Source organism: Phenylobacterium sp., from assembly GCF_013911965.1.
In the GTDB taxonomy this organism is placed as follows: domain Bacteria; phylum Pseudomonadota; class Alphaproteobacteria; order Caulobacterales; family Caulobacteraceae; genus Phenylobacterium.
On the sequence record NZ_JACESE010000004.1, the window covers coordinates 151,800 to 164,702 of the forward strand.

Here is a 12,903-nt window from a genome sequence, read left to right on the forward strand (position 1 = left end):
ACAGATGCGTGTCATTCGAGACTGGCGGGGCCTGTCGGCCCGCGACCGCGGCGCGGCCGTCGCGCTGGGAAACTTCGACGGTGTCCACCGCGGGCACCAGAAGGTCATCGCCCAGGCGGCGGAGGCGGCGCGACGGCTCGGCGCGCCGCTCGGCGTGATCAGCTTCGAACCGCATCCCCGGCGGATCTTCCAGCCCAATGAACCGGCATTTCGCCTGATGCGTCCGGCCCAGCAGGCCCGCGCGCTTGAGGCCCTGGGGGTGGACCTGTTCTACATCCTGCCGTTCGACGAGGAGATGAAGAACCTCACCGACCGCGAGTTCGCCCGCGAGGTCCTGCACGAGGGCCTGGGCGTGCGGCACGTGGCCGTCGGCTTCGACATCTCCTTCGGCAAGGGCCGGACCGGGAGTCCCGCGACCATGAGCGCCTATGGCGAGGAATTCGGCTTCAGCGTGTCGGTGGCCGCCGCCGTCGCCGACAAGGAGGGGGAGAAGTACTCCTCCACCGGCGTGCGCGACGCCTTGCGCGACGGCCGGCCCGAGGTGGCGGCGGCCATCCTCGGCCGTCCGTTCGCCATCGAGGGTCCGGTGCAGCGCGGGCGGCAGCTGGGCCGCGAACTGGGCTTCCCCACCGCCAATGTCCAGGTGGACGACTACGTGCAGCCGAAGTTCGGCGTCTACGCCACGCGCACCCGCCTTCCCGACGGGCGCGAGGTGCCGGGGGTGGCCAATATCGGCGTCAATCCCACGGTCGGCGAGGTGGCGCCGGTGCTGGAGGTCTGGCTCTTCGACTTCGACGAGGACATCTACGACCAGACCATCGAGACGGACCTCATCACCTTCCTGCGGCCGGAGCTGAAGTTCGACGGCCTCGACGCCATGGTCGAACAGGTGATGCGCGACGCCGCCCAGGCGCGTAAAATCCTGATGCCGGAGTTCTGAGGCTTCCGGCCACGCGGGGGGCGGGGGACGTGTCGCGCACCAAGGCCAGCAAGTATCAGACCTTCGCCCGGGCGATCCGGCGGGAGGCGCCGCAGCGGCGGCTCCCGCCCCCTGTGGCCGCAGATCATCCGCCGGCCGTCGAGACGCCGCTGGACGGCTATTCCCGCGTGGTGGTCACCGCGGTCGAACAGGTGGGCCCGGCGGTCGTGCGGGTTCACCCGTTCCGCGCCGACGGCGCCGTCGAGGGCGTGGGATCGGGCGTGATCGTGGCCCCGGACGGGCTGGTGCTCACCAACAGCCATGTGGTCCGCGGGGCGAGCCTTGTGGGCCTGCGCACCCAGGACGGCCGGGAACTGCGGGCGCGCGTGATCGGCGACGACCCCGACACCGACCTCGCCGTCCTGCGGGCGGAGAGCGAGATGGTCCTGCCCCACGCGCAGCTGGGCGATTCCAAGACCCTGCGGCCCGGCCAGCTGGTGGTGGCCATCGGCGCCCCGCTGGGCTTCGACGCCACGGTGACGGCCGGCGTCGTCTCGGCTCTGGGCCGCTCCCTGCGCGGCGAGCGCGGGCGGATGATCGAGGATCTGATCCAGACCGACGCCTCCCTCAATCCCGGCTCGTCCGGCGGCCCGCTCGTGGACGGCGCCGGCCGCGTCGTCGGCGTGGCCACGGCGATCATCGTCGGCGCGCAGGGGCTCTGCTTCGCCATCGCCGCCAACACCGCCGCCTGGGTGATGGGCGAGCTGCTGCAGCACGGCCGCGTGCGGCGCGGCGCGCTCGGCCTCGTCGCGCAGCAGGCCGCCCTGCCCCGCGACCTGGCCCGCGCCATGGGGCTCTCCCATCCGTTCGGCGTGTGGATCGCCGGCCTCGACCCCCAGGGTCCGGGGCGGGCCGCGGGTCTGGAGACCGGCGACCTGCTGACGGCGGTCGACGGCCGGCCGCTGCGGGGCCTGGACGATCTCCTGCGGGCGCTCGGCCCCGAAAGCATCGGGCGCGCCATGCGGCTGGAGGCGATCCGCCAGGGCCGCCGCTTCGAGGTCACCGTGACGCCGCGGGAGCGGACGCCGGAGCGTCGGCTCGAAGCCCTGGCCTAAAGGGCTCGCCCCCCGGGCGGGCGTCTGCTAGGACGCGCCCATGAGAAGAGGTTGGACGAGCGAGCGAATTATCCGCCCGGCGTGACGCCGCCGGACCCATCGATCCAGCGCGCGCCGGGACGTTTCCGCTCTTCTCCGACCCGATTGGACGTTAAGATTTCCCATGGCTGACGACGCCGACAAGCGCACCGCTTCCACCGAGCCGGGCGCCCGCGACTATCGCGAGACCGTCTTCCTTCCCCAGACCGACTTCCCCATGCGCGCGGGTCTGCCGCAGAAGGAGCCGCAGATCCTCGCCAAGTGGGACGAGATCGGCCTCTATCAGGCCGCCCGCAAGGCGCGGCAGGCCGCCGGCGCGCCGCTCTTCGTGCTGCACGACGGCCCGCCCTACGCCAACGGCGCCATCCATATCGGCCACGCCCTGCAGAAGACTCTGAAGGACTTCGTGGTCCGCTCGCGGTTCGCCCTGGGCTACGATGTCGACTACGTGCCCGGCTGGGACTGCCACGGCCTGCCGATCGAGTGGAAGATCGAGGAAGAGCTGCGCAGCCAGGGCCGGCGCAAGGACGAGGTCTCCAAAGCCGAGTTCCGCGAGAAGTGCCGCGCCTACGCCGCGCACTGGATCGAGGTCCAGAAGGAGGGCTTCAAGCGCCTGGGCGTCATCGGCGACTGGGAGAACCGCTACGCCACCATGGACTATGGCAGCGAGGCGGCCATCGTCGCGGAGTTCCACAAGTTCGTCATGAGCGGCCAGCTCTATCGCGGCTCCAAACCGGTGATGTGGAGCCCGGTGGAGCGCACGGCGCTGGCCGACGCCGAGGTCGAGTATCACGACCACGTCTCCCCCACGATCTGGGTGAAGTTCCCGGTCGCCCAGGGCTCCGACGCCGCCCGCAACGCCAGCGTGGTGATCTGGACCACCACGCCCTGGACGATCCCCGCCAACCGCGCCATCGCCTATAACGAGGCCGTCGCCTATTCGGTCTTCCAGGTCGAGGCCATGGAAGAGGGGCTGGAGTTCGAGCCCTGGGCGAAGCCGGGCGACCGGCTGATCGTGGCCGACAAGCTGGCCGAAGACGTCTTCAAGGCCGCCAAGGTCGCCAGGTGGCGCCGCATCGAGGCCGTCGACTGCCGCGGCATGGTCTGCGAACACCCGCTGGCGGCGCTGGACACCCATTACGCCTTCTCCGTCCCCCTGCTGGCGGGCGAGCACGTCACCGACGACGCCGGCACGGGCTTCGTCCACACCGCCCCGGGCCACGGCGCCGACGACTATCTGGTCTGGCTGGCCCACGGTCATCGCGAGATCCCCGAAACGGTCGATCCCGACGGCGCCTACTATCCGAACGTCGCGCTGTTCGGCGGGCTCAAGGTGCTGGAGACCGAGGGCAAGAAGGCCGGGAAGTTCGGCCCGGCCAACAACGCCGTCATCGAGAAGCTGATCGAGGCCGGCGCCCTGCTGGCTCGCGGCCGGCTGGAGCATTCCTATCCGCACTCCTGGCGTTCCAAGGCGCCGGTGATCTTCCGCAACACGCCGCAGTGGTTCATCCGCATGGACCAGCCGCTGGACACGCCCCAGCACGGCGGCCGCACCCTGCGCGAGACGGCGCTGGAGGCGATCGAGGCCACCGCCTTCTATCCCGAGGCCGGCCGCAACCGCATCCGCACCATGGTCGAGAGCCGGCCGGACTGGCTGATCAGCCGTCAGCGCGCCTGGGGCGCGCCGCTGGCCATGTTCGTCGACAAGGAGACGGGCCAGCCGCTGCACGACGAAGAGGTCAACGCCCGCATCATCGCCGCCATCGCGGCCGAGGGCGCCGACGCCTGGTTCACGCGGCCCGCCGCCGACTTCCTCGGGGCCCACGATCCCGAGCGCTACGAGAAGGTCGAGGACATTCTCGACGTCTGGTTCGACTCCGGTTCGACCCACGCCTTCACCCTGGAGGGCCGGGAGAACACCCGCTGGCCCGCCGACCTCTATCTGGAAGGCTCCGACCAGCACCGCGGCTGGTTCCAGTCCTCCCTCCTCGAGAGCTCCGGCACCCGGGGCCGCGCGCCCTACAACGGCGTCCTCACCCATGGCTTCACCATGGACGAGAACGGCGAGAAGATGTCCAAGTCCAAGGGCAACACCGTCGATCCCCACCAGGTGATCAAGGAGTCCGGGGCCGAGATCATCCGCCTGTGGGCCGCCATGGTCGACTATTCGGACGACCAGCGGATCGGCAAGACCATCCTGGCCACCACCGCCGACGCCTACCGCAAGCTGCGCAACACCCTGCGCTACATGCTGGGCGCCCTGGCCGGCTATTCGGAGGCCGAGGCGGTCGCCCTCGACCAGATGCCGCCGCTGGAGCGGTTCATCCTGCACCGGCTGCAGGAACTCGACCTCGAGGTCCGCGCCGCCTACGAGACCTACGCCTTCCAGGACGTGATCCGGCCGCTGATCGCCTTCTGCCAGGAGGAGCTCTCCGCGCTCTTCTTCGACGTGCGCCGCGACGCCCTCTATTGCGACATGCCCAGCGCCCTGCGGCGGCGCGCCGCGCGGACGGTGATGGACCTCGTCTTCGAGCGCCTGACCGTCTGGCTGGCGCCGCTGATGCCCTTCACCACCGAGGAGGCCTGGGCGACGCGCTTCCCCGACGCCGGCCCCAACGCCCTGCGCGTCTTCCCGCAGACGCCAGCCGAATGGCGCAATGAGGCCGAGGCCGCCCGCTGGGCCAAGGTGCAGGCGGTGACCGCGGTGGTGACCGGCGCGCTGGAGGTCGAACGTCGCGAGAAGCGCATCGGCGCGGCGCTGGAAGCCGCCCCGGTGGTCCATATCGCCGACCCCGAGCTGATGGCCGCCTTCGAGGGCCTGGACCCGGCCGAGGTGTTCCGCACCAGCCAGGCGAGCCTGGTGGCCGGCGAGGGTCCGGCCGGCGCCTTCCGGCTGGCCGAACAGTCCAAGGTCGCCGTCGAGCCGCGCAAGGCCGAGGGGCGCAAATGCGCGCGCTCCTGGCGCGTCCTGCCGGAGGTGGGCGAGGATCCGCGCTATCCGGACCTGTCGCTGCGCGACGCCGAGGCGGTGGCCGCCTGGGACGCCGCGCACGGCGAGGCTGGCGCGGCCTGAGGGCTGCGTCCATAAAGCCCGCCCGGCTTGACCGTGAGCTGACGAGGAGACGAGGCCCGTGAAACTGGCGACCCGCCAGGGTTGGACCGCCTATGCGATCGCGCTCGCCGTGATCGTGCTCGACCAGCTCTCCAAGTACTGGATCCTCTACGTCTACGACCTGCCCGGCCGACTGAGCGAGCAGGTGGTCGGCCCCTTCCACCTGACCATGGTGTGGAATCAGGGCGTCAGCTTCGGCCTGCTGCGCGCCGACGCCGACCTCGGCCGCTGGCTGCTGGTGGTCTTCTCCGTGGTCGTGGCCATCGTCCTGGTCTTCTGGGCCCGAAAGGCCGACCGCAGCCTGCTGGCGGCGGCGCTCGGCCTCGTCATGGGCGGGGCGATCGGCAACGCCATCGACCGGGCGCGGTTCGGGGCGGTGGTCGATTTCATCGACGTCTCGAGGCTCTACTTCCCCTGGGTGTTCAACATCGCCGACTCCGGCATCACCATCGGCGTCGTGCTGCTGCTGCTCGACAGCCTCCGCCGCGAGACCAAGGGCGTTGGCGCCTGAGGGTGGTTTGCGCTAATGCAGTGGACTTTACGGCCGGGGGCGGCCCTACGGAGCGTTTTGTCATGACCCTCAACCGCATGATCCTCGCCGGCGCCCTGACGGCTGCGGTCGGTCTGGCCGGCTGCACCTCGACCCGTCAGGCGCTCGGCATGACCAAGGTCACGCCGGACGAATTCCGCGTGGTGACCAAGGCCCCGCTGGTGGTGCCGCCGGACTACGCCCTGCGCCCGCCGGCGCCCGGCGAGCCGCGCCCGCAGGAACTGCAGCCCGAGAGCGCCGCCCGCGCCGCCCTGCTGGGCGAACGCGAGGCCGCCGGCCGCAGCCAGGGCGAACAGCTTCTCGTCGCCAAGGCTGGCGTCGAGCGCGCCGATCCGCTGATCCGCTATGTGGTGGACGACGAGTTCGGCGACATCGCCCACAAGGAAAAGAGCTTCGCCGATACGGTGATGTTCTGGCGCGACGGCGCGTCCAGCCCGACCCCCAGCGCTCCGGGCGCCGAAGCCCCCGCCCCCGTGGACGCCGCCGCCGAAGAGCAGCGGATCAACGAGATCACCGGCGGCGGCGACGTGGTCATCCGCCGCGAATCCAGCGGCCGGATCAAGCTTCCCGGCCTCTGAGACCGGACGGACGAGGCGCTTGGGCGCCTCGTCTTCGTTTCAGCCCTCGGCGGGCGTGCGGATGTCGTAGCCCTGCCGCTGCAGGCGGTCGAGCACGCCGCCTTCGGCCAGCAGGGGCCTCAGCTGCACCACCGCGATCGAATGCCCGGGCTCGCGAAGCGCCCGGACGATGGACTGGGCCAGATCATCCTTCATCCGCGCGTCCAGGTCGCGCGCGCCCGGCGCTGAGGCGATGCAACGTTCGTAGGTCCGCTCGCCGCTCAGCGCCCCGCGGACCTGCCCCCAGGCCCAGGCGCGGGCCGCCGCCTGCGCTGAGTCCGGCCCGGCCTCGATGGCGGAGAGCGCGGCGACCACGCAGGCGCGCTGGGCGGACTCCGGCGTGCGGACGATGGCCGCCAGCAGCGGCGCGGCGTCATAGGTCTTGGCCTCCACACGCACGCCGCGCGACTCCGCCATGCGGCCGATGGTCTTGGCCGGGTCGGCGGCGGTGAGCCTAGCGGCGTCGCGATAGTCGCTGACCAGCAGCAGGGCGGCGGCCAGACCGTTTTTCGTCTTGTAGCGGTCGGCGTCCTGGCCCGCCGCCTCGCGCGCCGCCACGAAGCGCCGCGCCAGGTCCGGCGGCAGGGTGTCCTCGAAGGGAGTCGAGGATCGCAGCCGCATCAGACTGATCACCGCCCCGGGCGCGGTCAGCAGGTTCACGCTGGCGTTGTTGAACGGCAGGATCACCCGATTGGCGCCGTCGAGCCGCCGTTCGAGCACGCTGGGGTCCCAGCCGGCGCCCTTGGGCATCACCGAGGGCACGCCGAGCACATAGACGGTGGAGTCCGCGTCGGACACCCGCCACCAGGCCGGGCCGGCGTCGCGGGCGGTGACCACCAGCTCCTCCACCAGAGTGGCGTCGGGATCGGGCGCCAGGACGGCCGGGTTCTGGGCCGGTGCCTGCTGGGCCCCGGCGCCCAGGGGAGCGAAGAGGACGGCGAGGCCCGCAAGGGCGGCTTTCAGACGCATGATCTCTCCCAAAGCCCCCGCTCGGCCCATGAATCGTCCTATATTTGGATTTGGACACAAGCTTGACCATGCCCATCCGCCGCCTTCCCCCCGAGACCGTCAACCGCATCGCCGCCGGCGAGGTGGTCGAGCGGCCGGCCAGCGCCATCAAGGAGCTGGTCGAGAACGCGCTCGACGCCGGGGCGCGCAACATCGAGGTGCAGGTCGAAGGCGGAGGCTTGTCGCGCATCCTGGTGGCCGACGACGGCTGCGGCCTGTCGCCCGAGGAGCTGCCGCTGGCCGTGGAGCGTCACGCCACCTCCAAGCTCGCCCCCGACGACGCCGGCGATTACGACCTGCTGCGCATCGCCACCCTGGGCTTCCGCGGCGAGGCCCTGCCCTCCATCGGCTCGGTGGCCCGACTTTCGATCACCAGCCGGGCGCGCGGCGCGGCCGAGGCCTATGGCCTGCGGGTCGACGGCGGCGCCATGGGCCAGGTGACGCCGGCCGCCTTTCCCGGACCCCATGGGGCGCGTCTGGAGGTTCGCGACCTCTTCTACGCCACCCCGGCCCGCCTGAAGTTCATGAAGTCCGAACGGGCCGAGGCCATGGCCATCGCCGAGGAGCTGAAACGCCAGGCCATGGCCCACGAGGCGGTCAGCTTCACCCTGGAGGTCGACGGGCGCCGGGTGCTGCGCATGCCTGCCGAGCGCGAGGGCGACGAGGGCCGCCTGGCGCGCCTGTCGGCCATCATGGGGCGCGAATTCTCCGAGAACGCCCTGCTGATCGACCATGAGCGGGATGGCGTTCGGCTGACGGGCTATGCCGGCCTGCCGACCCTGAACCGGGGCAATGCGGCCCACCAGTACCTGTTCGTCAACGGCCGGCCTGTGCGCGACCGGCTGCTGCAGGGCGCCCTGCGCGGCGCCTATGCCGACTTCCTGGCTCGCGACCGCCACCCTCTGACAGCCCTCTTCCTGACCCTCGATCCGGCCCTGGTGGATGTGAACGTCCATCCGGCCAAGGCCGAGGTCCGCTTCCGCGATCCGGCCCTGGTGCGCGGCCTGATCGTCGGCGGCCTGCGCCACGCCCTGGCCGCCGCCGGCCATCGCGCCTCCACCACCGTGGCCGCCGAGGCGCTGCAGGGGCTGCGTCCGGCCAGCGGCCCGCCGCCGGGCTGGCGGCCGAGCGCCCCCTCCCCGGCCGGATTCTCCAGCTGGAGCCAGGGCGGCTGGGGACAGGCGGTCGCCCAGGCCATTCCGGGCCTGTCGGAGACCTCGGCCCGCACCGAGCCTGGCCATGAGGCGCCGGCCTACGCCGCGCCGGCCGGACTGGCCGAGGCCCCCGCGCCGGCGCCGGTCCCCGATTTCGTCGACCACCCGCTGGGCGCGGCCCGCGCCCAGGTGCACGAGACCTATATCGTCGCCCAGACCCGCGACGGCGTCGTCATCGTCGACCAGCACGCCGCCCACGAGCGTCTCGTCTATGAGCGGATGAAGGCCGAGATGGCCGAAGGCGCGGTCGCCCGCCAGGCCCTGCTGATCCCCGAGGTGGTCGAGCTCGATCCCGCCGAGGCCGAGCGGGTCGTCGCCCGCGCCGAGGAACTGGCCGGCCTGGGCCTGGTCGTCGAATCCTTCGGCCCCGGCGCCGTGCTGGTGCGCGAGACGCCAGCCCTGCTGGGAGAGGCCGACGCCGGCGGTCTGGTGCGCGACATCGCCGACGACCTGGCCGAGACCGACCAGGCCCTGTCGCTGAAGGAGCGGCTGGCCGAGGTCTGCTCCACCATGGCCTGTCACGGGTCGGTCCGGGCCGGACGCCGGCTGACCGGCCCGGAGATGAACGCCCTGCTGCGCCAGATGGAGGCCACCCCCCATTCCGGCCAGTGCAATCACGGGCGGCCGACCTATGTGGAACTGAAGCTCGCCGACATCGAGCGGCTGTTCGGCCGCCGCTAGGCGAGCTCCCGCCCGGCGAAGACCCGCATCGCCGCGCCCAGATACTCCGTGAGGCCGGCGCAGCGCGCCTCATAGCGGGCGCGGAACTCCGGATGCTCCTCATAGAGGCGGCTGAGGCCTTCGAAGGCGGCGCGGTCCGGCGCGCGGTTCCAGGCTTGGGCGATCCAGTCGCACCAGCGCCGGGCCAGCGCCTGCGTCGCCTCCGAGTCCGCCGGCGCGCCAGCCTCCAGCGCGCGGGCGAACTCCGCCTCCAGCGCCTCGCCCTGGGCGAACAGGGCCTGGGCCGCCGGCGCGCCCATGGCGGCCAGCCCGGCCTTGGACTGGGCGACCCTGTCGTCCATTCCGCCGCCGTAGCGCTCGGTCAGCCAGGCTTCGTGCCGGGCCTGGGTCTCGGGGTCGAAGCCCTTGTACATCTTCGTCTCGTCCATCTTCGTCACTCCTTCGAGGGCGGCGAGGGTCGCATCGATGGTCTCGATCAGGTCGCGGCTGCGCGCCATCCGCTCGCAAAGCCGCTCCCGATGGGCCCGCAGGGCCGCCGCCCGATCAAAGCCGGGCGCATCGAGCACGGCTGCGATCTGGGCCAGCGGCATGCCGAGCTCCCGGTGGAAGAGGATCTGCTGCAGGCGCAGCAGCTCCTCCCGCCCGTAGTAGCGGTAGCCGTTGGCGCCGATGTGCGCCGGCCGCAGCAGGCCGATCTCGTCGTAATGGTGCAGGGTGCGCACGCTTACGCCGGAAAGCCTGGCCACGGTCTTGACCGTATAGTCCGTCACGAAACCTCGTCCTCGCCGATGGACAAGGCAGGTGGGTCCTCACGAAGGGTGAGGGTCAAGCGGCTTTCGTGCGCGGGTCAGGCCACCGCCTCGCCGATCGATTCGGATCCGTCCAGCAGGCGCGACATCACCGCCAGCAGGCGTTCGGCCTTGATCGGCTTTTCCACCACCTCGTCCATGCCCTGGGCGAGGTAGGCGGCCGCGTCCCAGGGGTCGGCGTTGGCCGTCAGGGCCACGATGGGCGTGCGGGCGGCCGCGCCCGGCAGGCTGCGGATCTGCCGCGTGGCGCCAAGGCCGTCCAGCCTGGGCATCTTGATGTCCATCAGGATCAGGTCGAAGGCGTGGACGCGGGCCGCGGCGACGGCCTGTTCGCCATCCTCGGCCGTCGTCACCTCGCCGCCGAACATCTCGCAGAGCGTGGCGGCGACGAGGCGGTTGGTGGCGTTGTCGTCGGCGACAAGGACGCGGAAACCGCCGGGCAGCGCCTCGACCTCCCCCTCGCCGTCGGCGTCGGCCTCGGTCGGCGCCGGCACGTCATAGAGCGGGAACGCGAACCGGAAGGTCGTGCCTGGCCCGACATTGCGCTCGGCGGCGATCTCGCCGCCCATCTGCTCGACCAGCTGGCGGCAGATGGAGAGACCCAGGCCCGCGCCGCCCTGGCGCAGACCCGCTTCGGTCTGGCTGAAGGGCTGGAAGATCTGGGCCAGACGGTCGGCCGGCACGCCGAGGCCGGTGTCCCGGACCAGCCCCGCGAGCCGCACCACCATGTCCTCACGCTCGGCCTGCAGGACCACTTCCACGCCGCCGCGGTCGGTGAACTTGAGCGCGTTGCTGATCAGGTTGTTGAAGACCTGCTTGATGCGCACGGCGTCGCCCAACGCCCACTGCTCGGCCTCGCCCTCATAGGAGAAGACCAGCGAGACGCCCTTCTCCTCGGCCCGCGCGCTCCACAGCGCAGCCACGTCGTCGAGGACCGAGGCCACGCGGAAAGGCTCCTCGGTCAGTTCCAGGCGCCCGGACTCGGCCCGCGACAGGTCGAGCGCGTCGGTCAGCAGCCGCAGGAGCGTCTGTCCGGAGTCCTGGATGGTCTGGACATAGGGGCTCAGCTCGCCCGCGCCGAGCTTGCGCTGCAGGATGTCGGCGATGGCCAGGACGCCGTTCAGCGGCGTGCGGATCTCATGGCTCATCACGGCCAGGAACTGGGACTTGGCCGAGAGCGCCGCCTTGGCCTGGGCCTCCGCCCGCCCCAGCGTCTCGGCCAGCGCCGTCATCTCGTCGGCGTGGCGACGGTTGGCTTCGCTGGTCGCCTGAAGCAGGGAGAGCGCGCTGCCGACGCCGGCATAGCGGCCGCCGTTGGTGACGATGAAGCCGCGCAGCAGTTCCGAGGCGCGTTCGGCCAGGGCTTGGCCGCAGAAGTCGGCCACCGAGGTGTCGCCCTCGACGACCAGCGGCGAGCGGTTCATCAGAAGCGAGATCGGCCGCAGCGCATAGAGGGCGCGGCCATAGTGCGCCGCCATGGCCACGAAGAAGGCGTTGCGCTCCACGAGGCCGACCGGCCGTCCTTCCTCGTCCACAACCGCGATCGCCAGGGTGTCGGGTTCGGCCTGAAAGCGGTCATAGACCCCCTGGCCTTGCGTGTCCGGAGAGATGGCGGGCAGGGGCGCGGCAAGGTCGAAAAGGTTGGCCGACATGGAGTGGGGGCTCCCGGGGCGAAGGTTGGCCCAACCCTTCACCGGTGAAGCTCTAATAGAGGGTGAAGCTCCTTGACGGATAAGGCTTTGAATTCTGTCACATAACTGTAACTTTGCCGACGATTTTCTCCGAATACTGACTAATCGTCCCGACTTGCGGCCCGCGCCGGAGGTGCTAGCCTGCGTCCACTGGAAGAGGGGATCTTATGCCTCCCGTTGCGATGAGCGCCCAGGCCTGAGGCCTTCGCAGACGCCCCTGGCGTCGCGACCCCACAGGCCGGAACCCCGCAACCCGCGCCGCGACGGCGCGCGGGCGGCATGGCCTATGCCTGACTTCCGGAACTTCCGTCTTGAACATTCCCAAGCGGCAGCAGAGGACGCTGCACGCCCTGGCCCAGGGCGCCCGAATCCTGCCCGTGCGCGACGCGCGCGGCGCCATCATCGAGGTCGACTGCATCACCGGCGACGGCTGGCGGCTGGTCGACTGCGACCTTCACGTCTTCAAGGCGCTGAGGCGCCGCGGCTTCATCGCCAGCCGCGGCGGCGGCCCCTATCGCATCACCCGCGAGGGCCTGGCCAACCTGCGGAGCCAGGCCGACAACCGGACGACCTCACGCGCCTGGTGAGTAGCGCAGGAAGTGGACGCGCGCGGCGCCGTAGTCGCGCGCGTCCAGAGCCTCATAGGCCTCGACGCTGAAGTCCGGCTCCGAGACGCCGCGCTCGAGGACGACGATCGCGCCCGGCGCCAGCCAGCCGCCGTCGGCCAGGCGGGCGAGCGCGATCTCCCCCAGGCCCTTGGCGTAGGGCGGATCGAGGAAGGCCATGTCGAAGGCCGGGCCGTCGGCGCCGGGCCGGACGCCCAGTTGCGTCGCATCGCGCCGGTGGACGCGCGTGCGGCCGAACAGGCCCATGGCGTCGACATTCTCGCGGATCGCGCCGCGGGCGGCCTCGTCGGTCTCCACGAACAGGCAGAACTTGGCCCCGCGCGAGAGCGCCTCGAAGCCGAGCGCGCCCGAGCCGGCGAACAGGTCGATGACCCGCAGGTCCCGCAGGCCCGGCGACCAGGGCGCGTGCTCGAGTATGTTGAAGACCGCCTGGCGCGCGCGATCGGAGGTCGGCCGCGTCGTCGCGCCCGCCGGCGCGGCCAGCGTCTTGCCGCGGAACTCGCCCGAAACGATGCGCATCCG

The 12,903-nt window shown here is 71.4% G+C and carries 11 protein-coding genes; 7 read left to right on the forward strand and 4 right to left on the reverse strand.

Annotation, left to right across the window (positions count from 1 at the left end; all coding sequences use genetic code 11):
* Positions 1-4 precede the first annotated feature (4 nt).
* The 5 genes from H2041_RS05705 (at position 5) to H2041_RS05725 (ending at position 6,313) form a co-directional block, all read left to right on the forward strand.
* Complete coding sequence (locus tag H2041_RS05705) at positions 5-940, forward strand: bifunctional riboflavin kinase/FAD synthetase (RefSeq protein ID WP_293410445.1); 936 nt, start codon at positions 5-7, stop codon at positions 938-940.
* A 29-nt stretch (positions 941-969) separates the two neighbouring features.
* Positions 970-2,034 carry a trypsin-like peptidase domain-containing protein gene (locus H2041_RS05710; protein WP_293410447.1) on the forward strand — a complete coding sequence of 355 codons (1,065 nt, stop codon included), beginning with the start codon at positions 970-972 and terminating at the stop codon, positions 2,032-2,034.
* Between the two features lie 163 nt (positions 2,035-2,197).
* Entirely contained in the window at positions 2,198-5,146 is a 2,949-nt protein-coding gene (gene ileS, locus H2041_RS05715) for an isoleucine--tRNA ligase (protein WP_293410450.1), read from the forward strand.
* Positions 5,147-5,204: 58 nt separating this feature from the next.
* Positions 5,205-5,696: a signal peptidase II gene (lspA, locus tag H2041_RS05720; RefSeq protein WP_293410451.1), complete on the forward strand. Its 492-nt coding sequence runs from the start codon at positions 5,205-5,207 to the stop codon at positions 5,694-5,696.
* 62 nt (positions 5,697-5,758) lie between these two features.
* Positions 5,759-6,313, forward strand: coding sequence for a DUF3035 domain-containing protein (locus tag H2041_RS05725; protein ID WP_293410453.1), 555 nt, complete (start codon positions 5,759-5,761; stop codon positions 6,311-6,313).
* A gap of 39 nt (positions 6,314-6,352) precedes the next feature.
* On the opposite strand, the gene H2041_RS05730 is transcribed toward H2041_RS05725, so the two are convergent.
* The gene (locus tag H2041_RS05730; RefSeq protein WP_293410455.1) at positions 6,353-7,321 is read right to left on the reverse strand and encodes a TraB/GumN family protein; all 969 of its coding nucleotides are present in this window, start codon (positions 7,319-7,321) and stop codon (positions 6,353-6,355) included.
* A gap of 68 nt (positions 7,322-7,389) precedes the next feature.
* Between H2041_RS05730 and mutL the strand changes: the two genes are divergently transcribed.
* Complete coding sequence (gene mutL, locus H2041_RS05735; RefSeq protein WP_293410710.1) at positions 7,390-9,255, forward strand: DNA mismatch repair endonuclease MutL; 1,866 nt, start codon at positions 7,390-7,392, stop codon at positions 9,253-9,255.
* Here the strand turns inward: mutL and H2041_RS05740 are convergent.
* Both H2041_RS05740 and H2041_RS05745 read right to left on the reverse strand, forming a co-directional pair.
* The gene (locus H2041_RS05740; protein ID WP_293410458.1) at positions 9,252-10,025 is read right to left on the reverse strand and encodes a MerR family transcriptional regulator; all 774 of its coding nucleotides are present in this window, start codon (positions 10,023-10,025) and stop codon (positions 9,252-9,254) included. The two genes, mutL and H2041_RS05740, sit on opposite strands and share 4 nt — an antisense overlap.
* 77 nt (positions 10,026-10,102) lie before the next feature.
* Positions 10,103-11,716, reverse strand: a complete 1,614-nt coding sequence (locus tag H2041_RS05745; RefSeq protein WP_293410461.1) for an ATP-binding protein — start codon at positions 11,714-11,716, stop codon at positions 10,103-10,105.
* A 350-nt stretch (positions 11,717-12,066) separates the two neighbouring features.
* Between H2041_RS05745 and H2041_RS05750 the strand changes: the two genes are divergently transcribed.
* Positions 12,067-12,342, forward strand: a complete 276-nt coding sequence (locus H2041_RS05750) for a YjhX family toxin (protein ID WP_293410463.1) — start codon at positions 12,067-12,069, stop codon at positions 12,340-12,342.
* Here H2041_RS05750 and rsmD read toward each other — a convergent pair.
* Complete coding sequence (gene rsmD / locus H2041_RS05755) at positions 12,328-12,900, reverse strand: 16S rRNA (guanine(966)-N(2))-methyltransferase RsmD (RefSeq protein ID WP_293410465.1); 573 nt, start codon at positions 12,898-12,900, stop codon at positions 12,328-12,330. The two genes, H2041_RS05750 and rsmD, sit on opposite strands and share 15 nt — an antisense overlap.
* Positions 12,901-12,903 lie beyond the last annotated feature (3 nt).

What these genes read in the sequence shown, in the direction of transcription:
- H2041_RS05705 (WP_293410445.1), top strand. Translation starts at nt 5, where the DNA reads ATGCGTGTCATTCGAGACTGGCGGGGCCTGTCGGCCCGCGACCGCGGC.
- ileS (WP_293410450.1), top strand. Translation starts at nt 2,198, where the DNA reads ATGGCTGACGACGCCGACAAGCGCACCGCTTCCACCGAGCCGGGCGCC.
- H2041_RS05725 (WP_293410453.1), top strand. Translation starts at nt 5,759, where the DNA reads ATGACCCTCAACCGCATGATCCTCGCCGGCGCCCTGACGGCTGCGGTC.
- H2041_RS05730 (WP_293410455.1), bottom strand. Translation starts at nt 7,321, where the DNA reads ATGCGTCTGAAAGCCGCCCTTGCGGGCCTCGCCGTCCTCTTCGCTCCC.
- mutL (WP_293410710.1), top strand. Translation starts at nt 7,390, where the DNA reads ATGCCCATCCGCCGCCTTCCCCCCGAGACCGTCAACCGCATCGCCGCC.
- H2041_RS05745 (WP_293410461.1), bottom strand. Translation starts at nt 11,716, where the DNA reads ATGTCGGCCAACCTTTTCGACCTTGCCGCGCCCCTGCCCGCCATCTCT.
- rsmD (WP_293410465.1), bottom strand. Translation starts at nt 12,900, where the DNA reads ATGCGCATCGTTTCGGGCGAGTTCCGCGGCAAGACGCTGGCCGCGCCG.